This is a genomic window from Nocardia canadensis, assembly GCF_032656385.1.
Classification (GTDB): domain Bacteria; phylum Actinomycetota; class Actinomycetes; order Mycobacteriales; family Mycobacteriaceae; genus Nocardia; species Nocardia canadensis.
Map to the genome: position 1 here is coordinate 1446772 of NZ_JAVCWB010000008.1, position 21657 is coordinate 1468428.

Annotated in this window: 23 protein-coding genes; 19 read left to right on the forward strand and 4 right to left on the reverse strand. The window is 70.2% G+C overall.

Annotated features, from left to right (window positions below; all coding sequences use genetic code 11):
• The first annotated feature begins 61 nt into the window (after positions 1-61).
• Positions 62-1216 carry an LLM class flavin-dependent oxidoreductase gene (locus Q7X29_RS20560; protein WP_316575103.1) on the forward strand — a complete coding sequence of 385 codons (1155 nt, stop codon included), beginning with the start codon at positions 62-64 and terminating at the stop codon, positions 1214-1216.
• A 10-nt stretch (positions 1217-1226) separates the two neighbouring features.
• Here the strand turns inward: Q7X29_RS20560 and rox are convergent, their stop codons facing one another.
• On the reverse strand, positions 1227-2651 hold the full coding sequence (rox, locus tag Q7X29_RS20565) for a rifampin monooxygenase (protein ID WP_316575397.1): 1425 nt from the start codon (positions 2649-2651) through the stop codon (positions 1227-1229).
• 470 nt (positions 2652-3121) lie between these two features.
• On the opposite strand from rox, the gene Q7X29_RS20570 reads away from it, so the two are divergent.
• The 5 genes from Q7X29_RS20570 to Q7X29_RS20590 all read left to right on the forward strand — a co-directional run bounded on the left by Q7X29_RS20570 (position 3122) and on the right by Q7X29_RS20590 (position 6913).
• Positions 3122-3736: an HAD family hydrolase gene (locus tag Q7X29_RS20570; protein ID WP_316575104.1), complete on the forward strand. Its 615-nt coding sequence runs from the start codon at positions 3122-3124 to the stop codon at positions 3734-3736.
• 71 nt (positions 3737-3807) lie between these two features.
• Positions 3808-4416 carry a class I SAM-dependent methyltransferase gene (locus tag Q7X29_RS20575; RefSeq protein ID WP_218716226.1) on the forward strand — a complete coding sequence of 203 codons (609 nt, stop codon included), beginning with the start codon at positions 3808-3810 and terminating at the stop codon, positions 4414-4416.
• Positions 4417-4499: 83 nt separating this feature from the next.
• Positions 4500-4928, forward strand: a complete 429-nt coding sequence (locus Q7X29_RS20580) for a DUF4247 domain-containing protein (protein WP_316575105.1) — start codon at positions 4500-4502, stop codon at positions 4926-4928.
• A 30-nt stretch (positions 4929-4958) separates the two neighbouring features.
• Positions 4959-5384, forward strand: a complete 426-nt coding sequence (locus Q7X29_RS20585; RefSeq protein ID WP_218716224.1) for a DUF350 domain-containing protein — start codon at positions 4959-4961, stop codon at positions 5382-5384.
• Positions 5384-6913 carry a polyamine aminopropyltransferase gene (locus tag Q7X29_RS20590; protein WP_316575106.1) on the forward strand — a complete coding sequence of 510 codons (1530 nt, stop codon included), beginning with the start codon at positions 5384-5386 and terminating at the stop codon, positions 6911-6913. Before Q7X29_RS20585 ends, Q7X29_RS20590 begins: the two co-directional genes overlap by 1 nt.
• A 2-nt stretch (positions 6914-6915) precedes the next feature.
• Here Q7X29_RS20590 and Q7X29_RS20595 read toward each other — a convergent pair whose 3' ends face one another.
• Entirely contained in the window at positions 6916-7146 is a 231-nt protein-coding gene (locus tag Q7X29_RS20595; protein ID WP_316575107.1) for a hypothetical protein, read from the reverse strand.
• A gap of 16 nt (positions 7147-7162) precedes the next feature.
• A complete protein-coding gene (locus tag Q7X29_RS20600) occupies positions 7163-8227 on the reverse strand; it encodes an NAD-dependent epimerase/dehydratase family protein (protein WP_316575108.1) in 1065 nt (354 codons plus the stop codon).
• Between the two features lie 123 nt (positions 8228-8350).
• Between Q7X29_RS20600 and Q7X29_RS20605 the strand changes: the two genes are divergently transcribed.
• From Q7X29_RS20605 to katG, 13 genes are all read left to right on the forward strand, one after another.
• Positions 8351-8974 carry a TetR/AcrR family transcriptional regulator gene (locus Q7X29_RS20605; protein ID WP_316575109.1) on the forward strand — a complete coding sequence of 208 codons (624 nt, stop codon included), beginning with the start codon at positions 8351-8353 and terminating at the stop codon, positions 8972-8974.
• Positions 8975-9067: 93 nt separating this feature from the next.
• Positions 9068-9385 (forward strand): nuclear transport factor 2 family protein, encoded by a 318-nt coding sequence (locus tag Q7X29_RS20610; RefSeq protein ID WP_316575110.1) that lies wholly within the window; start codon positions 9068-9070, stop codon positions 9383-9385.
• Positions 9382-10536: an alkaline phosphatase family protein gene (locus Q7X29_RS20615; protein ID WP_316575111.1), complete on the forward strand. Its 1155-nt coding sequence runs from the start codon at positions 9382-9384 to the stop codon at positions 10534-10536. Before Q7X29_RS20610 ends, Q7X29_RS20615 begins: the two co-directional genes overlap by 4 nt.
• A gap of 65 nt (positions 10537-10601) precedes the next feature.
• On the forward strand, positions 10602-10922 hold the full coding sequence (locus Q7X29_RS20620) for a hypothetical protein (protein ID WP_218716218.1): 321 nt from the start codon (positions 10602-10604) through the stop codon (positions 10920-10922).
• Between the two features lie 126 nt (positions 10923-11048).
• Positions 11049-12302 (forward strand): transcriptional regulator, encoded by a 1254-nt coding sequence (locus tag Q7X29_RS20625; protein ID WP_218716217.1) that lies wholly within the window; start codon positions 11049-11051, stop codon positions 12300-12302.
• Positions 12303-12389: 87 nt separating this feature from the next.
• Complete coding sequence (exaC, locus tag Q7X29_RS20630; protein WP_218716216.1) at positions 12390-13907, forward strand: acetaldehyde dehydrogenase ExaC; 1518 nt, start codon at positions 12390-12392, stop codon at positions 13905-13907.
• The gene (locus Q7X29_RS20635) at positions 13907-14314 is read left to right on the forward strand and encodes a DUF779 domain-containing protein (RefSeq protein WP_218716215.1); all 408 of its coding nucleotides are present in this window, start codon (positions 13907-13909) and stop codon (positions 14312-14314) included. Before exaC ends, Q7X29_RS20635 begins: the two co-directional genes overlap by 1 nt.
• A 211-nt stretch (positions 14315-14525) precedes the next feature.
• A complete protein-coding gene (locus Q7X29_RS20640) occupies positions 14526-16886 on the forward strand; it encodes a sensor histidine kinase (protein WP_449411946.1) in 2361 nt (786 codons plus the stop codon).
• Position 16887: 1 nt separating this feature from the next.
• Entirely contained in the window at positions 16888-17295 is a 408-nt protein-coding gene (locus Q7X29_RS20645) for a roadblock/LC7 domain-containing protein (protein ID WP_218722352.1), read from the forward strand.
• Positions 17296-17306: 11 nt separating this feature from the next.
• Entirely contained in the window at positions 17307-17681 is a 375-nt protein-coding gene (locus Q7X29_RS20650) for a DUF742 domain-containing protein (protein ID WP_218722351.1), read from the forward strand.
• The gene (locus Q7X29_RS20655; RefSeq protein WP_218722350.1) at positions 17662-18267 is read left to right on the forward strand and encodes a GTP-binding protein; all 606 of its coding nucleotides are present in this window, start codon (positions 17662-17664) and stop codon (positions 18265-18267) included. The genes Q7X29_RS20650 and Q7X29_RS20655 overlap by 20 nt, the downstream gene beginning before the upstream one ends.
• A gap of 151 nt (positions 18268-18418) precedes the next feature.
• The gene (locus Q7X29_RS20660) at positions 18419-18853 is read left to right on the forward strand and encodes a Fur family transcriptional regulator (protein WP_218722349.1); all 435 of its coding nucleotides are present in this window, start codon (positions 18419-18421) and stop codon (positions 18851-18853) included.
• Positions 18854-18864: 11 nt separating this feature from the next.
• A complete protein-coding gene (katG, locus tag Q7X29_RS20665) occupies positions 18865-21093 on the forward strand; it encodes a catalase/peroxidase HPI (RefSeq protein WP_218722348.1) in 2229 nt (742 codons plus the stop codon).
• Between the two features lie 66 nt (positions 21094-21159).
• Here the strand turns inward: katG and Q7X29_RS20670 are convergent, their stop codons facing one another.
• Positions 21160-21618, reverse strand: a complete 459-nt coding sequence (locus Q7X29_RS20670) for an SRPBCC family protein (RefSeq protein WP_316575113.1) — start codon at positions 21616-21618, stop codon at positions 21160-21162.
• Between the last annotated feature and the right edge of the window lie 39 nt (positions 21619-21657).

The following is a 21657-nucleotide window of genomic DNA, read 5'->3' on the forward strand; positions in this document are numbered from 1 at the left end:
CGTCACCGGCTTCGCCGGTCAGAGTCGAGGACGATTCCTCTCACTACGACGAAAGGCGGACATGACCGAGCGCGGACTGTCGTTCCACTGGTTCCTGCCCACATACGGCGATTCGCGCGGGCTGGTCGCCGGCGGACACGGCAGCTTCATGTCCGGTAACCGCCCGGCCACCCTGCGCTACCTCGCTCAGCTCACCGCGGCGGCCGAGGACAACGGTTTCGAGGGCGTGCTGACCCCCACCGGCGCGTGGTGCGAGGACGCCTGGCTGACCACCGCGATGCTGGTGCAGACCAGCGAGACGCTCAAGTTCCTGGTGGCGTTGCGCCCCGGCCTGACCAGCCCCACGCTGGCGGCCCAGATGGCGGCGACCTTCCAGCGCCATTCCGGCGGCAGGCTGCTGCTCAATGTCGTCACCGGTGGCGAGCCGCGCGAGCAGCAGGCCTACGGCGACTTCCTCGACAAGGCCCAGCGCTACGCCCGCACCGGCGAGTTCCTGCACATCGTGCGCGAGCTGTGGGAGTCGACCGAGCCGATCAGTTTCACCGGTGAGCATCTCCAGGTGCGCGACGCGCTGCTCAGCTCCCGGCCCGACCCGATTCCGCCGGTCTTCTTCGGTGGTTCCTCCGGTCCGGCGGGGCCGATCGCGGCACGCTACGCCGACACCTATCTGACCTGGGGCGAGCCGCTGGACGCGGTCGCCGCGAAGCTGGACTGGATCCGCGGGCTGGCCGCGATCGAGGGCCGCACTGTCGACTTCGGCCTGCGCATCCACGTGATCAGCCGCGATACCGCCGCCGAGGCGTGGGCCGAGGCCGACCGGTTGCTGTCGAGGATCGCGCCGGGCGAGATCGAGCGAGTGCAGGCGAGCCTGGCCAAGAGCGAGTCCGAGGGCCAGCGCCGGATGGCACAGCTGCACAACGGCCGCACCGACGGCCTGGAGATCGCGCCCAACCTGTGGGCCGGTGTCGGGCTGGTCCGCGGCGGCGCGGGGACCGCGCTCGTCGGCTCGCACGCGGAGGTGGCCGAGCGGCTGCTCGAGTACGCCGCGCTCGGGATCGACCAGTTCATCCTGTCCGGGTACCCGCACTTGGAGGAGGCGTACTGGTTCGGTGAGGGTGTGCTGCCGATCCTGGAGCGCCAGGGCCGCTGGCGGCATCCGTCCCGGCCCGCCGCGGTGCCGGTGGTGGCACCGTTCACCGCGGCGGCCAGCAGCTGAGGCAGCGCGCTCAGCGCGCCGCGCCGAACCAGCGCGGCAGGTGGACCAGCAGTTCCCGCTGGTCCACCCCCGCCCAGGCGACGTGGCCGTCGGGCCGCAGCAGCACCGCGGGGACGTCGAGTTCCTCGCTCACGTCCACGACATGGTCGACCCGATCGGCCCAGCCCGCCACCGACAGCAGGCCGGTCTGGTCCAGCAGCAGCCCGCGCCCGGCGTGCAGGCGGTCGTAGAGGCGGCCGCCCGTCAGCGTGATGTCGCGCAGGCGCTTGCCGACCAGCTCGTGGCCGTCGCCGAAGTCGTAGCGGATGCCGATCGCGACGATCTTCTCGATCAGGTACCGGTTCACCTCCTCGAACTCCATCAATTCCGCCAGCAGCCTGCGCGCGGCCTGCGCGCCCGGTTCGAGCGAGACCAGTTCCATCTGCGCGCGAGTGTTGTCCAGGACGTCCGCGGCCACCGGGCGCCGTTCGGTCTCGTAGCTGTCGAGCAGGCCATCCGGCGCCCAGCCTGCGATCTGCGCGGCCAGCTTCCAGCCGAGGTTGAACGCGTCCTGGAGACCCAGATTCAGGCCCTGCCCGCCCATCGGCGGATGGATGTGGGCGGCATCGCCCGCCAGCAGCACCCGGCCGACGCGATAGCTGTCGGCCAACCGGGTGGCGTCACCGAAGCGCGACAGCCAGCGCGGTGCGTGCGCGCCGAGGTCGGTGCCCGCGGTGGCCACCAGCTGCCGACGCAGCTCCTCGAACGTCGGCGCGACGGTGCGATCGGCGGCGACCTCGGCCGCGGGCACCACGACGCGATACACGCCGTCGCCGAGCGGCATGGCGCCGAAACGCAGCTGGGTCTTGCGCACCTCGGCGTTCACGGTGGCCAGCGTCTCCGGCGACGCGGTCAGCCGCATCTCGCCCAGAAGGGTGTCGACCCGGCTCGGTTCGCCGGGGAAGCCGACCCCGAGCAGCTTGCGCACGGTGCTGCGGCCGCCGTCGCAGCCGACGAGATAGCGCGAGCGCAACCGCGTGCCGTCGGCCAGCTCGACGGCGATCCCGTCGTCGTCCTGCGTCAGCCCGACCACCTCGGCGCCGCGCCGGATCTCCACGCCGAGGGTGACGGCGTGCTCGGTCAGCAGGCGTTCGGTGACCGTCTGCGGGAGGCCGAGCACGTACGGATGGCTGGTGTCGAGTCCGGCGGGCTGGGGTTTCGCGATCCCGGCGAAGAAGCCGCCGAGCGGGTGCGGTGTCCCGGCGGCGAGAAATCGGTCCAGCAGACCGCGCTGCCCCAGCACCTCGAGACTGCGGGCGTGCAATCCCATGGCGCGCACCACCGGGGTCGGTGCCGGTTCCCGGTCCAGGACGAGTGCGCGCACCCCGTGCAGCCGCAGCTCGCTCGCCAGCATCACCCCGGTCGGTCCGCCGCCCGCAACGATCACGTCGATCATCAAATGCCCCTCGTTTGTGCTGGTCATGGCTTCGGCAGGCGATTGTGCAGGACGACCGGGGCCTTGCCGCAAGCCCCGGTGTGCGCTATACATTGAGAGTGGCAAGGAGTGGTTTTCCCTCCTTGCCATTGGTTTGTCCGCACCCCGGCGATCTCGCCGGAGCCGCCGCGATCCCCTCACCCGCCGACAGCGACGGATCGACCAGGCCGCCGGAATGGCAGTCGATGCATCTTTGCGGTCACTGCTGGTGACTGTGGATTCCTCGTCCGGGAATCCGCGAATGCGGCCGGGACCTGGCCCGTCCGCGCATACTCCGGAACCGCCATACTTCCCGCCTTGCCTGCGGCGATGCACTCCGCGCATCGCACAATCGCACTCCCCCAAGCGTTTTCGGCAGTGAGTGCACGCGGGGTTCCACGTGAATCAGCCCGTCAGCGCGGTGTTCGGGTCGATCCCGATACGCTCGGCTCGTGAGCCTCACCGTCGGTTTCGATCTGGACATGACCCTCATCGATTCGCGCCCCGGGGTCGCCGTCGCGATCGACACCCTGGCGCGGGAATTCGACCTGCCGATGGTGGGCAGCCACTTCGCCGATCATCTGGGACCGCCGCTGGCCACGCTGCTCGCCGACGCGGGCGCGCCCGACGACCTGATCCCCCATCTGGTCACCCGGTTCCGCGCGCTCTACCCCGACGTCGTCCCGCACATCCCCGCCCTGCCCGGCGCGGCCGCGGCGCTCGACGCCGTGCGCGCGGGCGGCGGACGGACACTGGTGGTCACCGGCAAGTTCGAGCCGAACGCCCGGCTGCACATCGACCTCCTCGGCTGGCAGATCGACCTGCTCGCCGGTGATCTGTGGTCCACCGGCAAGGCCGAGGTCCTGCGGGCCGAATCCGCCGCGGTCTTCGTCGGCGACCATGCCGGCGACATGCGCGGCGCGAAAGCCGCCGACGTCCTGGCCGTCGGTGTGACGACCGGCCCCTACGACGCCGACGGGTTGCGGGCCGCGGGCGCCGATGTCGTCCTCGACGACCTCACCCAGTTCCCCGAGTGGCTGGCCGGTTACGCCGCCGGTCGCGGCTAGGACACCGGAAACCTTTGCGCGGGTGGATTTCCGGTCCGGAACCCCGGCGTGGCCCCGGCCGTTGTCGTGGCATGTCGACGGACCCCTACTGGAATCACAACACGCACTACCACCCCTGGATCCTCGATCAGGTCCCGGCCGATGCCCGCACCGCGCTCGATGTCGGGTGCGGCGACGGCCTGCTCGCCCGTAAGCTGGCCACCCGCTGCGACGCCGTGCTCGGTGTCGATATCGACGACAAGGTCATCGCCACCGCCCCGCCCGCCCCGAACGTGCATCTCGAACAGGCCGACTTCCGCGAACTCGACGACACCTTCGACATGGTCACCGCCGTCGCCACCCTGCACCACGTCCCCGTCCGCGACGGCATCGCCGCACTGCGCCATCTGGTCGCGCCGGGCGGCACGCTCGCGGTCGTCGGCCTCTGGAAGATGCACCCCCTCACCGACTTCCACTACCTGCCGCTGCTGCCCGCGATCCGCGGCCTGGACTGGTGGCGTCGTGGCTCGCGGGGCGGCCCGGCGGCCGCGGTCCGCGACCCGGCGGAGACACTGTCCGAGATCCGAGCGGTGACCGGCGAATTGCTGCCCGGCGCGCAGATCCGCCGACGCCTGATGTGGCGCTACACCTTGGTCTGGCACAAGCCGCGCCGGCCCGGGGTCAGCGGCCACGGGACCTGAGCGCGACGGTTGACGGTGCGCCCGCGCCGGGTGATACAGTCCGGCGCAGTTTTTGTACGGGGAGGGTTTCGCACAGCGTGACGATGAATCGCACCAGATGGATCGTGGCCGGGATCTGCGCCGTGGTCGTCGCCATCGTCGCCGTGATCGTGGTGACCAGGGACGCGAATCCACGCGACTACGTGGCCGAGCGCTATCAGCGGGCCCGCCAGCTCGATCAGGTCAACGACGGCATCGCGTTCACCGCCGCCGCCGCGCCCGCCGCCGTGGCCGCCGCGATCGCGAAGGCCACCGACCCCCGCGATCGCCGCAACACCGGCGACAACCACTACCTGCGCTTCGACAAGGACCTCGTCGCGGTCTCGCCGCACGCGGGCGGTTCGCTGGTGCTGGTCGACAGCCTCGCCAACGGCACCCGCCGCCACCACTCGCACACCAGCACCTACGGCTGGACCAGCGGCTCCGCGGCGGGCGACTTCCGCGGCGGCGGCAGCGACCAGGGCGGCAAGTAGTACATCGTCATTCAGCACAGGAGGACACATATGCTCGCCGACCTGGCGGCGGACGCGGGCGCCGCGCTCGCCTACTCCGCGGTGGGAATCGTGTTGATGGCCGTCGGTTTCGGCGTCGTCGACCTGCTCACCCCCGGTGATCTGCGCGCCCAGATCTGGCTCGAGCGCAACCGCAACGCCGCGATCCTGCTCGCCTCGAACCTGTTCGGAGTCGGGATCATCGTGGCCACCGCCATCTGGACCTCCGAGGGCAAGATCCTGCAGGCGCTGCTGGCGAGCGCGATCTACGGGGTGATCGGCCTGGCCGCGATGACGCTGGCCTTCGTGCTGCTCGACGCGCTCACCCCCGGCGATTTCCGCGCCGTCGTCGCCGATCCGGAACCGCATCCGGCGGTGTGGGTCACGGCATCGGCGCACGTCGCGGTCGCGCTGGTGGTGGCCGCGGGCCTGACCTGATGCCGGTGCACCGCCTGGCCAGGGCGGCGCTGCTGGCGACCGTGTTCGTCTGCGCCGCCTGCGGCCTGGTGTACGAGCTGTCGCTGGTCACCCTCGGCAGCTACCTGATCGGCGACACCGCGGCGCAGGCCTCCATCACCCTGAGTGTGATGGTGTGCGCGATGGGCGTCGGCGCGCTCGCGGCGAAACCGTTGCGCCGCCACGCCGCCGCCGCGTTCGTGGCGGTCGAGCTGGCGCTGGCCGTGATCGGTGGACTGTCGGTGGCGGCGCTGTACGCCAGTTACGCCTGGCTCAATGTCTACACCGGCACCCTGGTGCTGGCCGCGGCGGTGATCGGCATGCTGATCGGAGCCGAGATCCCGCTGCTGATGGAGTTGCTGCAGCAGATCCGCAGACAGGAGGCCAGCGGCGCGGTCGCCGATCTGTTCGCCGCCGACTATGTCGGTGCGCTGCTGGGCGGGCTGGCGTTTCCGTTCCTGCTGCTCCCGGTGTTCGGGCAGATCCGGGGCAGCCTCGTGGTCGGCGTCGTGAACGCCGCGGCCGGATCGGCCTTGGCGTTCTTCTTCTTCCGCGCGCAGATGACCCGCGCGGCCCGGCGCGTGCTGGTCGGCGCGACCGTGGTCGTCGCGGGCGGGCTCGCGAGCACCTATCTCTACGCCGATCGGTTCGAGGCCACCGCCCAGCAGGCCCTGTTCGCGCATCCGATCGTGTGGCAGACCCGCACGCCGTACCAGCAGATCGTGCTCACCGAGTCGTTCTCCCCGTTCGGCACCACCGATACCCGCCTCTATCTCAACGGTGGTCTGCAGTTCTCCTCGGTCGACGAGTACCGCTATCACGAGGCGCTGGTACATCCGGTGCTGGCGGGATCGCATCGCTCGGTGCTGGTCCTCGGCGGCGGTGACGGCCTGGCCCTGCGCGAGATCCTGCGCTATCCCGACGTCGCCGAGGTGACGCTGGTCGAGCTCGATCCGGCGATGATCGACCTCGCCCGCGCAGACGAGCGCCTCACCGTGCTCAACCAGCATTCCTTCGACGACCCCAGGGTTCGGGTGATCACCGCGGACGCGTTCACCTGGTTGCGCGGCGCCCCCGGGCTTTTCGACGCGGTGATCGTCGACCTGCCCGACCCGGACCAGACCTCGGTGGCCAAGCTGTACTCGCAGGAGTTCTACGCGATGACCGCGAACGTGCTGGCCCCCGGCGCCCGCCTGGTGGTGCAGTCCGGCTCGCCGTTCTTCGCGCCGCGCTCGTTCTGGGCCATCGACGCCACCGTGCGCGCGGCCGGGCTGCGCACGACGCCCTACCACGTGGACGTGCCGAGTTTCGGTGATTGGGGCTTCGTGCTCGCCGCGGCGGGGCAGAGCCCGGCCCCGGCCCTGAGCTCCCCTGCGCCGCTGCGTTCCCTCGACGACCGCACCCTCGCCGCCGCCACGGTGTTCCCGCCGGATCGCCGCGCGGCCGACCCGCAGGTCTCGACTCTCATGCGCCCGGTGATCCTGGATCTGCAGCGCCAGGAATGGCGCTGACCTCAGGCCGTCCCGGCGCAGGCCAAGTGAGTGCCGACGACAGCCAGGCCCAGCACGGCCACGACCGCCGACAGGGCGGGCACAGGCTCACGGATCAGGCGCTCCCCCGCACGTCGTAGCGCCGCCGTCAGCCGGTCGAGCCGACGCCCCACCGGCACGGGGTCACCGGGTTTCCCCCGCGCTGCGCGCCGGAGGAGGCCGACCAGGGCGAGGACGAGCGCGGTGATCAGCATCGTCTTCCCTTCCCGCTCATCGGGTTCCGGCCGGCGCGGCGACGGCAGCGGTTCGCCGCCTGCCGGGCGCGGTGACGACGCCGACGGCGATCAGGCTGTCGGCGGTGTCGCGGATGGTGTCCGCGATCGGGCGCATCGTCCAGCCCAGTTCGCGGCGGGCCTTGTCGGCGCTGACGTTCTCGGTGCGGCCGAGCACCGGGAGGGTCAGCCGTACGCCCTTGTCGAACACCGCGACCAGCCGGACCAGCCAGTTCGGCAGCACCCGGGTCGGCACCCGGAAGCCCTGCGCGGCGAAATCGCGGGCCAGCATCGTGGCCAGCTCCCCCATCCACAGCGGCTCGGCCGCGCAGATGTACCGATTGCCCGCCGCCGCGGGCACTTCCATCGCGAGCCGGTGGGCGATCGCGAGGTCGCGCACATCGACCGGCGTCCAGCCGGTGCGCACCGAACCGGGCACATCGCGATTCAGCAGCCGGCGGATCGGCTCGTGCGAGGTGCTGGTCGTCGCGTCGAGCAGCGGGCCGAGCACCATGCCGGGATTCACGGCGACGAGTTCGAGTGCGCCACCGAGTGATTCGACGTAGTCCCAGGCGGCGCGTTCGGCGAGGGTCTTGCTCTTCTGATACGCGGGGATCCGGTCCACGACCGACCAGTCGGCCTCGGTGCGGACGGCGTCGTCATCGTGACCGTAGGCCACCGCGGCGACCGAGGAGGTGAGGACGACGCGGCGCACCCCGGCCGCCGCGGCGGCGCGCAGCACCCGCAGGGTGCCGTCGACGGCGGGCTCGATCAGCGCCTGCTCGTCGTCCGGGGGCGCGGCCGGGAAGGGCGAGGCGACGTGCAGCACGGTGTCGCAGTCCGCCACCGCCTCCGCCCAGCCCGCGTCGTCGTCGAGCGTGGCGGCGACGAACTCGAGCGCACCGCCGGTGCGGCGGGCGAGGTCGGTCAGGTGCGCGCGTTGGGCGTGCGCGTCGAGGTCTCGCACGGAGCCGCGGACGGCGTAACCGTGGTCGAGCAGTTCGGCGATGCAGTGGCCGGCCACGAAACCCGTCGCGCCGGTGACCAATACCCGAGTGATCATGGTGTTCACCCTTCGTCCTTCCAGGGACGCCCGCCCATCTGAGCGGTGCTCAAATAATCTAAACACTGCATAGATTTCCTGTCCAGTGCCGATCTCGGCGAGCTTCTCGCTTACGCTCGGAGGGTGAAGCGCACCCGTTACCACCACGGCGACCTGCGGGCCACGCTGATGGACGCCTGCCTGCGCCTGATCGAGAGCGAGGGCCTGGCCGCGGTGAGCCTGCGCCGCGTCGCCCGCGAAGCCGGGGTCAGCAGCGGCGCGCCGTACCACCACTTCGCCGACCGCGCCGCGCTGCTGTCGGCGCTGTCGGTGGACGGCTTCCAGCAGCTCGCCGCCGACCTCGCCGCGACCAAGGCGGCGGCCACCTCTCCGCTGGACGCGCTCACCGCGCTGGCCGAGACCTACGTCCGGTTCTCCCGCGACCATCCGGCGCAATTCCGGCTGATGTTCCGCCCCGAGCTGTCCCAGCCGGAGAAACACCCCGATGCCCACGAGGCCGGCGACGACGCGTTCCAGATCCTCGCCGACACGGTCGCCGAGGCGGTCGCGGCGGGCGTGCTGCCCGCCGACCGCGCCGACACCCTGGCCGTGGCCTGGTGGGCACTGGGGCACGGACTGGCCTCGCTGTGGCTGGACGGGCATCTCGAGAAACGCAGCGAGCAGATGGGCACCAACGTGCCCGACCTCGTCGACGCGATCATGCGCTCCTTCACCGGCCTCATCGCCCCCCGGCCCACCGGCGCCTGACGCGCCGTCGCATATTCCCTCGGCCGCACCCGCGCGCTCACCTACAGTGGGGTGCACCGTCATCCGTCGTGTGCCACCCGAGCAGGAGAGCCGATGTCTGCCACCGCGAAACTCGATCCCGTGGTCGAAGCGTTCGTCGACGCGCTCAACGCCCAGGACACCGACCGCTTCTACGGTGTGCTGACCGAGGACGCGACCATGTCCGACGACGGGGTCGAACGCGACCTCGCGCAGTGGACCGAGGCCGAGATCTTCAGCAGCAACGGCCACCTGGTCGTGGAATCGGTCGACGGTGACGGCCTCGAGCTCACCGCCGACTACACCAACAGCCGATGGGGCTCCCTGCGTACCACCTGGCGGTTCGTCCTGCGCGACGGACTGATCAGCCGATTCGAAACCGGACAGGCGTGAACGACGAACTCTTGCTGACCCCGCGCTACGGCGAGTCCTCCCTCGCCGATCTGCTTCCCTCCGTGCTGGCCCGCCTCGGCGTCGACGGCGAGACCGACCGACTCGGCCTGGATCTCGACGTCGACCACGTGTGCGTCCTGCTCGTCGACGGCCTCGGCGCGCAGGCGCTTGCCGCCAACGCCACGACGGCGCCGTTCCTGTCGGGCCTGCCGGAAGCCACCATGACCGCGGGCTTTCCGAGCACCACCGCCACCAGCCTGACCACCCTGGGCACCGGTCTGCCGCCGGGCGAGCACGGCATCGTCGGGTACCTGCTGCGGCTGCCGGAAGAGCAGCGGCTGTTCAACAGCCTGCGCTGGCAACTCAACGGCGCCGGCCCGAAGGTCGACGCCCTCGCCACGTTCCCGCCCGAGCGAATCCAGCCGCGGCCCACCGCCTTCCAGCGCGCCACCGCCGCCGGGATCGCCGCGATCCAAGTCGCGCCGGGGTATCAGGACGGCTCCGGCCTGACCAGGGCCGGCTGGCGTGGCGGCGATTTCCGGGCCAGCTTCTCCGTCGGCGACCTGATCGACGGCGTCCTCGACGCCCTCGTCTCGGCACCGAAAACCCTGGTCTACACCTATCATTCGGAACTCGACACGACCGGGCACGCGCGCGGGCCCGCCTCGCGGGCCTGGCGATTCGAGCTCGGGCACGTCGACCGGATCGCCGCCGAACTGGCCGCGCGCCTGCCCGCCCGCACGGCGCTGATCGTCACCGCCGACCACGGCATGGTCGAACTCACCGAGCGGATCGACTTCGACACCCACCCGCACCTGTCCGCGGGCGTCGCCGAGCTCGCCGGGGAGCCCCGCGCCCGCCACGTCTACACCACCGACGGCGCGACCGCCGACGTGGCCGACACCTGGGCGGGCGTGCTCGGCGGCGACTTCCTGATCCGCACCCGGGCCGAGGCGATCGAGGCGGGCTGGTTCGGGCCGACGGTCACCACCGAATCCGCCTACCGGATCGGCGATCTGGTCGTCGTCGCGCGCGGGGAGGCCGGGGTGATCCGCTCCGCCGCCGAACCGCTGCAGTCGATGATGGTGGGCCATCACGGCTCGCTCACCGCCGCCGAGCTGCTGGTTCCGTTGCGGATCCACCGCGGCTGAGGCCGACCGCTTAGGCTGGAGGCCACTCGACGCGCACCCGCGCGGCGCGACCCTCAGGAGGAACCATGCACGCCACCACCCGAACCGGTGCCGTCGCCGTCGGCGTCGCGGTGCTGGCGGCACTGGCGAGTGGCTGCACCGAGGTCGAGCGGGTGCTCAACCAGGGTGGCGACACCTCGTGCCGCGACTACGTCAACCAGGAGCCCGACACCAAGCGGATCACCATCACCAAGGCGATCAAGCAGCGCAACGGCACCGACAACGAGCCCGCGGGCACCCTGGTCGACTCGATGATCGTGCAGGTCGACCTGCTGTGCGCGGGCCAGCGCAATATCGACACCCCGATCAAGAACGCCGATATCGCCGGGCTCTTCCTGAACAAGTAGCCGACGCCGGTGTCGTCAAGCCGCCACGACAGGGCATGCACCGGTGACCCGGTCGTCCGCCGGTAAACGGTGCACACCGCGGTGGCGCAGCTGATAGACATGAAAGCGCCACCGACGAGCAGGGAGTTGAACGTGGGCGCACACGACGACCCGATCGCCGGATCGCCCCCGCCGGACCGGCTCTCGGACTATCGGGGCGCGCTCGAGAAGCAGTGGAACAAGCTGGCCGCGCCCTCGCGCCCGCTGCATCTGCCCCGTGACACCGGGCCGGTGCGCGCGGAAGTCGCCAAGTCCTGGCAGCGCTCGCTGCACACCGTGGACCCGGCACAGACCGTCGCCCCCGGCTTCAACGACATCAGCGACCGCTGGTCGGAGTCGCCGCTGCGCAGGCCGGTCACCGAACTCGCCGGGCAACTGCGCGGCATGGCCGAGGAATCCGGTTATCTCGCCGTCGTCAGTGACGAATCGGGCACCATCTTGTGGACCGCGGGCGATCGCACTCTGCGCCGCCAGGGTGAGCAGGTGAACTTCGCGCCCGGCGGGGTGTGGGACGAGAGTCATATGGGCACCAACGGCCTGTCGCTGGCGCTGCACGACGACAAGGCCGTGACCGTCTTCTCCGCCGAGCACCTGGTCGCGGCGCTGCACGGCTGGGTTTGCTATTCCGCGCCCATCCACGGCCCCGACGGCAGGCAGGTCGGGGTGCTCGATCTGTCCTCGACCTGGGAACGCTCGCACCCCATGGTGATGACCTCGGTCCGGGCGCTGGTGACCGCGGTGGAGACCATGTTGCGGGCCGAGGCGCCCGCTCCCGCGCCCGGTGTCCGGCTCGAATGCCTCGGCGCCGCACGGCTGTTGCGCGACGGCAGGCCGGTCCCGCTGCCGCCACGCCAGCTCGAGATCCTGGCCCTGCTGGCGCTCGAACCCGAGGGCTATACCCCCGAGCAGCTGCACGCCGCCGTCTACGGCGACCGATCGGTCTCGCTCAACACCCTCAAAGCCGATGTCTCGCATCTGCGGCGGGCCACCCGCGGCGAGATCGCCAACCGGCGCTACATGCTCACCGGTCCGGTGTCCTGCGACGCGGTCGACCTGCTCGCCGCGATCGAGGGCGGCGACCTCACCTCGGCGCTGTGGCTGTATCGCGGGCCGCTGCTACCCGGCTCCGATCTCCCCGGCGTCGAACAGTGGCGCGCGCATCTGGATGTGGGCATCCGCAACGCGGTGCTCCACAGCGATCGGGCCGAGCACGCCGTGGCCTTCGGCCAGCGCTGTCCCGGCGATGTCGCGGTGCACGAGCACGCGCTGCGCCTGCTGCCGCGAGACGACGTCCGCCGGGCCGTCGTCACCGCCCGCCTGTACACCGCGCGACAGGGCTGACCTGGGCGAACACGCTCACCAACCTCGTACCAACCTTCGCCGACCATAGTGTGTTCCACCACGCAGAGGTCGCGAGGAGCGAGACGCATGATCTACGGCAAACCCGGATCGGATACCGGCATCGTCAGTTATGCCGCCCGATACGACAACTTCATCGGGGGTGACTGGGCCGCCCCCATCGAAGGCCGCTACTTCGACAACACCTCCCCGGTCGACGGCGAGACGTTCTGCGCGGTGGCCAGGTCCACGGCCGCCGATATCGACATGGCGCTCGAGGCCGCGCATCGTGCCACCGACCGCTGGGCCGCGACCCCGGTCGCCGAGCGCGCCGACATCCTCAACAAGATCGCCGACCGGATCGAGAACAGCATCGAACCGCTGGCGGTCGCCGAGACCTGGGACAACGGCAAGCCGGTCCGCGAAACCCTGGCCGCGGATCTCCCGCTGGCCGTGGATCACTTCCGCTACTTCGCCGGTGTGCTGCGCGCCCAGGAGGGCTCGATCTCGCAGATCGACCCCGACACCGTCGCCTACCACTTCCACGAGCCGCTCGGCGTGGTCGGCCAGATCATCCCGTGGAACTTCCCGATCCTGATGGCGGCCTGGAAGCTGGCCCCCGCGCTGGCCGCGGGCAACTGCGTGGTGATCAAACCCGCCGAGCAGACACCCGCCTCGCTGTTGCTGGTCGTCGAGCTGATCGCCGACCTGCTGCCGCCGGGAGTCCTCAACGTGGTCAACGGCTTCGGCGTGGAGGCGGGCAAACCGCTGGCGCAGAGCCCACGAGTGGCCAAGATCGCGTTCACCGGCGAGACCACGACCGGCAGGCTGGTCATGCAGTACGCGAGCGAGAACATCATCCCGGTCACCCTGGAGCTGGGTGGCAAGAGCCCGAACATCTTCCTGCCCGACGTGATGGCGGCCGACGACGACTACCTCGACAAGGCCGTCGAGGGCTTCGTGATGTTCGCCCTGAACCAGGGTGAGGTGTGCACGTGCCCGTCACGCGCGCTGATCCACTCGTCGATCTACGACGAATTCCTCGCCCGCTGCATCGCCCGCACCGAGGCCGTCGTGTCAGGTCATCCCCTCGATACCGAGACGATGATCGGCGCGCAGGCCGGCAACGACCAGTACGAGAAGATCCTGTCCTACCTGGACATCGGCAGAGCCGAAGGCGCCCGCGTGCTGACTGGAGGGGAAGCACGCAAGGTCGACGGCCTGCCGGGTGGGTACTACATCGAACCCACCATCTTCGAGGGTGAGAACACGATGCGGATCTTCCAGGAGGAGATCTTCGGACCCGTGGTCGCGGTGACCCGTTTCGACACCGTCGACGAGGCCATCCGCATCGCCAACGACACCCTCTACGGCCTCGGCGCGGGCGTGTGGACCCGCGATATCAACACCGCTCACCGACTCGGCCGCGGCATCAAGGCGGGCCGGGTCTGGACCAACTGCTACCACGCCTACCCCGCGCACGCCGCCTTCGGCGGGTACAAGAAGTCGGGATTCGGGCGGGAGAACCACGCCATGATGCTCGGGCACTACCAGCAGACCAAGAACCTGCTGGTCAGTTATTCCACGACGAAACTCGGGATGTTCTGATGCAGAACCGGATCCACCGTGTGGAGATCACCGAACGCGCCCAGACCCTGTTGCGCAGGCTGATCGAGGACAACGGCCCGGTGTTGTTCCGCCAGGCCGGCGAGGGCTGCGACGAGGACATCGCGCCGGTGTGCCTATCCGCCAAGCAGTTCCCGATCGAGAAGGCCGATGTCCTGCTGGGCAGGCTCAGCTGGCACACCGAGTTCTGGATCAGCCCCGAGCAGTTCGAATGCTGGAAGGACACCCACCTCACCGTCGACGCGGTGCGCGGGCAGGCCAGCGCCGAATCGCTGGAAGCGGGCCAGGGCATGCGCTTCGTGCTGCGCGCCCGGCAACTCACCGAGGCGGAGAACGCGGCACTGGCTGCCGCACCGCCCCCACGAACCGGCGCCGACCGCACGCTGTAGCGGCGCCACGGACCTGACCTGGTAGGACCTTCCCGGCGCTGCCAGGCCATGGCGAGCCCCCGCCGACTGTGCCATCGCGGCTCAGCCGGCGGGGCGAGCTCGCCGAATCCCCCGTGCCGGTCCGCCCCTAGCAAAGACGTTCCCGCACAAACCAAATCGCGTCTCGCTCAGCGAGACACGCAGGTCAAGACTGCAACGATTCCGTTACGTTATGGCGATGTTCTTAGCGAGACTCGGTGTTCGAACCCGGATTCTGGCGATCGCTCTCATCCCCAGTCTCACGCTGGTGGTGGTCGGCGTCGGAACGGCGGGCTACCTGGTCGACGAGAGCAACAAGGCCAAGACCTGGGCCTCGGAAATGCAAGCGGCCGTGCCCTACACGCGCGAGCTCATCGAGGCCGTCCAATCCGAACGCCAGCTCACCCTGGCCCACCTGGCCGGTGACGAGACCGCCCAGCTCGCCCTCGCGCCCGCCCGGACCCGGCTCGACGCCGCCTTCCGGGGTCTGATCGAGGTCTCCGAGGGCATCCGCAAGGTCGACGATTCCAACATCGGCGACGACAAGGGCGGATTCAACACTCTCGGTACGCATCTGGCCGGGGTGCGCGGCGGCGCCGACGCGGGCCTGCTGCCCGCCTCCGACGCGTACATGTTCTACAACAAGCTGCTCGACGTGTTCACCCAGGGCACCAAGGTCGCCGAGCGCGCCGCCCCCGACGCCGTGGTCGCCGCGGGCGTGGGCGAGGGCATGCGCCTGCTCAACGCCGCCGAGGCGATGTCGCGCAGCAACGCCCTGGCGCTGTCGATGGTGGCCGCCGGTGGGCCCACCAGCATTCCGCTCGACGAGTTCGTCAAGCAGAGCGGCTTCTATCACAACGAAGTCGCCAACGTCGCCGCCGAACTCGACGAAGCCCAGCGCACCGCGATCACCGCGCTGATGTCGTCCTCGCAGTGGGGGCAACTGAGCGCGATGGAGTCGGCCCTCGTGCAGCGTTTCGCGGCGGCGGCCGCGCAGACCACCGGCAGCTCGAGCACCTCGACCAAGCAGACGCCCGCCGCGCTGCCGCTGTCCTCACCCGAATGGCAGAGCGCGGCAGCCGAAGTCAACCGGGCCATGCTCGACGCGTACAGCACGCACAACCGCCACGTCCAGAAGCTCGCCGAGGACACCGCGCACCGCGCCGAGGTCAACGCGGCCCTGGCCGGTGGCGGCGTGCTCGCGCTCAGTGTGCTGGTGTTCCTGGTCGCGGTGATCCTGGCCAACCGGATCATCCGCCGCCTGCGCAGGCTGCGCACCGAAACCCTCGCCCTCGCCGACGAACAGCTGCCCGCCACCATGCGCGCGCTGCGCGAGGGCGGCGACATCGACGCCGCGCAGACCTCCCCCACGCTGGACTTCGGCAGGGACGAGATCGGCCAGGTCGCCCAGGCCTTCGAGCACGCCGCCTCGGCCGCGCTGCGCGCCGCCGTCGACGAGGCCCGCACCCGCGAGGGTGTGCGCGCGGTGTTCCTCAATATCGCCCACCGCAGCCAGATCGTGGTCCACCGCCAGCTCGAGATCCTCGACGAGGCCGAACGCAGGCAGGAGGATCCGGCGCTGCTGGAGACCCTGTTCCGGCTCGACCACCTGGCCACCCGCGAACGCCGCAACGCCGAGAACCTGATCATCCTGGGCGGCGGCAGGCCCGGACGTCAGTGGCGCAAGCCGGTTCCGGTGATGGACGTCGTGCGCAGCGCCATCGGCGAGACGCTCGACTACGCCCGGGTGCGCGTCACCAAGCTGCCCGAGGTCGAGGTCGTCGGCACCGTCGTGGCCGACCTCGTGCACCTGCTCGCCGAGCTCGTCGACAACGCGACCGCGTTCTCCCCGCCGCAGTCGCGAGTCGAGGCGGGTGGCAACATCGTCGGCAAGGGCGTGGTCATCGAGATCACCGACCAGGGCATGGGCATGAGCCCCGAGGACCTGGCCCGCTACAACGACATGCTGGCCGATCCGCCGGACTTCGGTGTCGGCACGCTGTCCTCGGATTCGCGCCTCGGTCTGTTCGTCGTCGCCCGGCTGTCGACCTCGCACGGTGTCTCGGTGCGGCTCAGCGAATCCGACTACGGCGGTATCCGCGCGATCGTGCTCATTCCGCTGTCGCTGCTGGCCGGCGACTCCGACACCTCGATGATGCCGCCGGCCACCACCGGTCCGCTGCGTCGCGGTCTGCCCGCGCCCGCGCCCGAGCCCGCCCCGATCGCCGCCATCGAGTCGGCGCCCGCGCCGACCGCGGTGGCCACCCTGGTCGCCGAACCGCCCACGCCGCCGCGCCCGGTGGCGCCCGCGCCCGAACCGCCCGAGGTACCGGCCCACGGCTCCGACGAGCGCCCGGCCCTGCCGCGGCGTCAGCGCCAGACCAACCTGGCGCCCGAACTCACCGAGGAGCCGGCTGCCGCCGAGCCGCCGCGTACGCCGGAGCGGCCGCGCTCGGCCGAACAGGCGCGCGACATCATGTCCGCGATCGAGAACGGCACCCGGCAGGGCCGCAAACCACTGTCCACATCGAATCAGGATGAACAGGAAGGCTGAGGTGAACTCTTCCCACCCCGGTGATCTCAACTGGTTGCTCGACGATCTCGTCGACCGGCTGGCGGGGGTCCGCTACGCGGTCGTGCTGTCCACCGACGGGCTGCTGCTCGGACGCTCCTCGCAGATGAACCGCGAGGATGCCGAACACTTCGCCGCCATGTCGTCGACCCTCTACGGACTCGCGCGCAGCGCGGGCAGCCGATTCGACGGCGGTGGTGTGCGGCAAGCGGTGATCGAGCTCGACCGCGCCGTCCTGTTCGTCACCTCGGCGGGCGACAACGCGTGCCTGGCGCTGCAGGCCAACGAGTCGGCGAACCTCGGCATGGTCGCCTATGAAATGAACCTCACCGTGCAGCGGGTCGGCAGTTACCTGTCGACCGAGCCGCGGCACGGACTGGCGGAGCTATAGGAAGCAGCACCATGACTCGACTCGGCGATCCGTGGTTCGACGACGCGGCCGGACCCCTGGTCCGCCCGTACGCGGTGACCCGCGGCCGCACCATGGGTGCGGCGCACGACCTGGACATGCTCACGGTGGTGGTGGCCGTACACCCCGCCCCCACCCTGCGGCGACCGGAACCCGAATACGCGACGATCGCACAGTTGTGCAAGCGCGCGCAGTCGGTGGCCGAGGTCTCGGCCGTGCTGAAACTTCCTCTGGCGGTGACCAAGATCCTCGTCGGTGATCTCATCGGCGAGGGCCACCTCATCTTCCGGGCTCCTGCGACGGCCGAGGCCGGTGCCGGAGACCTCAACGTATTGCGAGCGGTTCTGGATGGCATCCGAAAACTTTGACCCCACGGCACCGGGCGGGCAGCATCTGGCCGCCTCGGTGAAGATCCTCATCGCCGGCGGCTTCGGCGTCGGCAAGACCACCATGGTCTCCTCGATCAGCGAGATCGCGCCGTTGCGCACCGAGGAGCTGATCACCGAGGTCAGCACCGGCGTCGACGACCTGTCGGGGGTGGAACAGAAGTCCACGACCACGGTCGCGCTGGACTTCGGCCGCATCACCATCGACCGCGACCTCGTGCTGTACCTGTTCGGCACCCCGGGCCAGGACCGGTTCTGGTTCCTCTGGGACGAGCTGTGCCGCGGCGCGCTCGGCGCGATCGTGCTGGCCGACACCCGCAGGCTGAGCAATTCGTTCGCGGCGGTGGACTTCTTCGAGCGGCGCGGGCTGCCGTTCCTGATCGCGGTGAACTGCTTCGAGGGCGCGCCGCGCTACACCGTCGACGAGGTGCGCGACGCGCTCGACCTCGACCCGAACACTCCCGTGGTGCTCTGCGACGCCCGCGACCGGCCCTCGGCCAAGGCGGTACTCACCCATCTGGTCGAGTACCTCATCGAACGCGCCACCCGCACCCCGGTGACCACCTAGCACCAGGGTCGACCGGGGGGCGGCCCCGGTTCCTGTTCCCGTCACCGCTGCTACGGCCCCCGCGCCGCCGACCGGAACCACCACGATGTGGTCCAGGCCACTTGGCCGGAAACGCTTCCGCTGCCATCTGGAACGAGTAATAATCTGGAATGTGTCCACCACATCGGACTTCGAGCGCATGCTCCGCGCGGCGTCGCTGCGCGTCACAGCGCCGCGTCTGGCGGTGCTCACCACCGTGCACCAGCATCCGCACGCCGATACCGACACCATCCTGAGCCGGGTCAGGGACACCCTCGGCGCGGTGAGCCACCAGGCGGTGTACGACGTCCTGCGCGTCCTCACCACCGCGGGCCTGCTGCGGCGAATCCAGCCCATGGGCACCGTCGCCCGGTACGAGACCCGCGTCGGCGACAACCATCATCACCTCGTCTGCCGATCCTGTGGCGTGATTGTCGATGTCGACTGCGCAGTCGGCGATGCGCCGTGTCTGACCGCTGCCGCTGACACCGGTTTCGTCGTCGACGAAGCCGAAGTCATCTACTGGGGCCGCTGCCCCGACTGCACGACTTCACCATCACTCTCCTGAAAGGATTCACCGTGCCCGAGGAACATCCACCTATCGCGGAAGCCAATACGGAACCCGGTGACAATGGCTGCCCCGTGACGTCGGCGCGCCCGTTCGCCTCCGCCGACGCCCGTGGCAGCAACCGTGACTGGTGGCCGCATCAGCTCAATCTCACGATCCTGCAGAAGAATCCGCCGGTGGCGAACCCGATGGACGCCGACTTCGACTACGCGGCCGAGTTCTCGACCCTCGATCTGGCCGCGGTGAAGCAGGACATCGAGCAGGTCATGACGACCTCCCAGCCCTGGTGGCCCGCCGACTTCGGCCACTACGGCCCGTTCTTCATCCGGATGGCGTGGCATTCGGCCGGCACCTACCGGGTCGGCGACGGCCGCGGCGGCGCCGGCTCGGGCATGCAGCGCTTCGCCCCGCTCAACAGCTGGCCCGACAACGCCAGCCTGGACAAGGCCCGGCGGCTGCTGTGGCCGGTCAAGAAGAAGTACGGCAAGAAGCTGTCCTGGGCCGACCTCATCGTCTACGCCGGCAATGTCGCGCTCGAGTCGATGGGCTTCCCCACCTTCGGTTTCGGCGGCGGTCGCGTCGACGCGTGGGAGCCGGAGGAGGACGTGTACTGGGGTCCGGAGAGCACCTGGCTCGGCGACGAGCGCTACACCGGCGAGCGCAACCTCGAGCGTCCGCTCGCCGCGGTCCAGATGGGCCTGATCTACGTGAATCCGGAAGGCCCCAACGGCAATCCGGATCCGGTCAAGGCCGCGATCGACATCCGCGAGACCTTCGCCCGGATGGCGATGAACGACGAGGAGACCGCCGCGCTGATCGTGGGCGGGCACACCTTCGGCAAGACCCACGGCGCCGGACCCGCCGACCTCGTCGGCCCCGAGCCCGAGGCCGCGCCGCTCGAGCAGCAGGGGCTGGGCTGGAAGAGCAGCTTCGGCACCGGAGCGGGCGCCGACGCGATCACCAGTGGCCTGGAAGGCATCTGGAACAGCACGCCGATCACCTGGGACAACAACTTCCTGGAGACCCTCTACGGCTACGAGTGGGAGCTCAGCAAGAGCCCGGCGGGTGCCCACCAGTGGATCCCGAAGGACGGCGCGGGCGCTGACACGGTGCCCGATCCGTTCGATGCCACCAAGAAGCGCACCCCGGTCATGCTGACCACCGACCTGTCGCTGCGTTTCGACCCGATCTACGAGCAGATCACCCGGCGCTGGCTGGCGAACCCGGCCGAACTCACCGACGCGTTCGCGCGCGCCTGGTACAAGCTCACCCACCGCGACATGGGTCCGGTCGTGCGCTATCTCGGCCCACTGGTCCCGGCCGAGGAACTGCTGTGGCAGGACCCGGTCCCCGCGCACACCGGCCCGCTGATCGGTGACACCGAGATCGCCACCCTCAAGAGCCACATCCAGGCCTCGGGGCTGACGGTCGCGCAGCTGGTGTCGACAGCCTGGGCGGCGGCCTCGTCGTTCCGTGGCAGCGACAAGCGCGGCGGCGCCAACGGTGGTCGCCTGCGACTGCAGCCCCAGGCGGGCTGGGAGGTCAACCAGCCCGACGAGCTCGCGCAGGTGGTGCGCACCCTCGAAGGCATCCAGGAGTCGTTCAACGCCGCGGGCGGCGCCCAGGTGTCGTTCGCCGATCTGGTCGTGCTCGGCGGCGCGGTCGGTGTCGAACAGGCCGCCCAGGCCGGCGGTCACGCGGTGACGGTGCCGTTCACACCGGGACGCACCGACGCCACCCAGGAGCAGACCGACGTCGAGTCCTTCTCGGCGCTCGAGCCCCAGGCCGACGGCTTCCGCAACTACCTGGCCAAGGACGCCCGCATCCCGGCCGAGTACCTGCTCGTCGACAAGGCCAACCTGCTCACCCTGAGCGCGCCGGAGATGACGGTGCTGATCGGTGGTCTGCGCGTGATCGGCGTGAACTACCAGCAGTCGCCGGTCGGCGTGCTCACCACGACGCCCGGCGCGCTGACGAACGACTACTTCGTCAACCTGCTGGACATGGGCACCGAGTGGACGCCGTCGGCGTCGGACGACAACGTCTACGAGGGCAAGGACACCGCGACCGGCGCGGTCACCTGGACCGGTAGCCGCGTCGACCTGGTATTCGGCGCGAACTCGCAGCTGCGCGCGCTGGCCGAGGTCTACGCGACCGACGACGCGAAGGAGAAGTTCGTGCGCGACTTCGTCGCCGCGTGGACCAAGGTGAGCAACCTGGATCGGTTCGACCTGGCCTGACCGCTCCGCGAAACACCCCGCGACTCGCTCGGGTCGCGGGGTGTTTCGTTGTCGGGGTGGGGGCGATCAGGCCGACTCGGCGACCTCGGCCAGCCGGTCCACCGAGGCCCGCAGCTTGTCCGAGGTGGTGGCCGCGGCCCTGACCTGACGCAGCTCGTCGTGCAGCTCGGTCCAGTCGTAGGTATGGGTCACCCGGGTGGTGGCGTCGTCGATCGGCTCCAGCTCCCAGCGCCACAGGTGCCCGGGCGGGGTCTTGCCGCGCTCGGACGGATTCCACGCGATGCGGCGGCCCTCCTCGAACTCGACGATGTGGTTGTCGCGGTCGACGCCGTTGGTCAGCGTCGTGGTGAACACGTCACCGACGGCGGTGACCCGCTGGCCCGCCGCCGCTTCGGCGAGATTGTCGTTGCCGTCCCAGCGCGGCTGCTGGGCGGGGTCGGCGATCAGTTCGAAGAGGGCGGCGGCGCTCGCCGCGATCTCGCGGGAGGCGTGCACGATACGGGGCGCGTCGGTGGTTTCGGTCACGGAGGCGATGAAACCAGCAGCTCACCCGCCCCGGCAAGG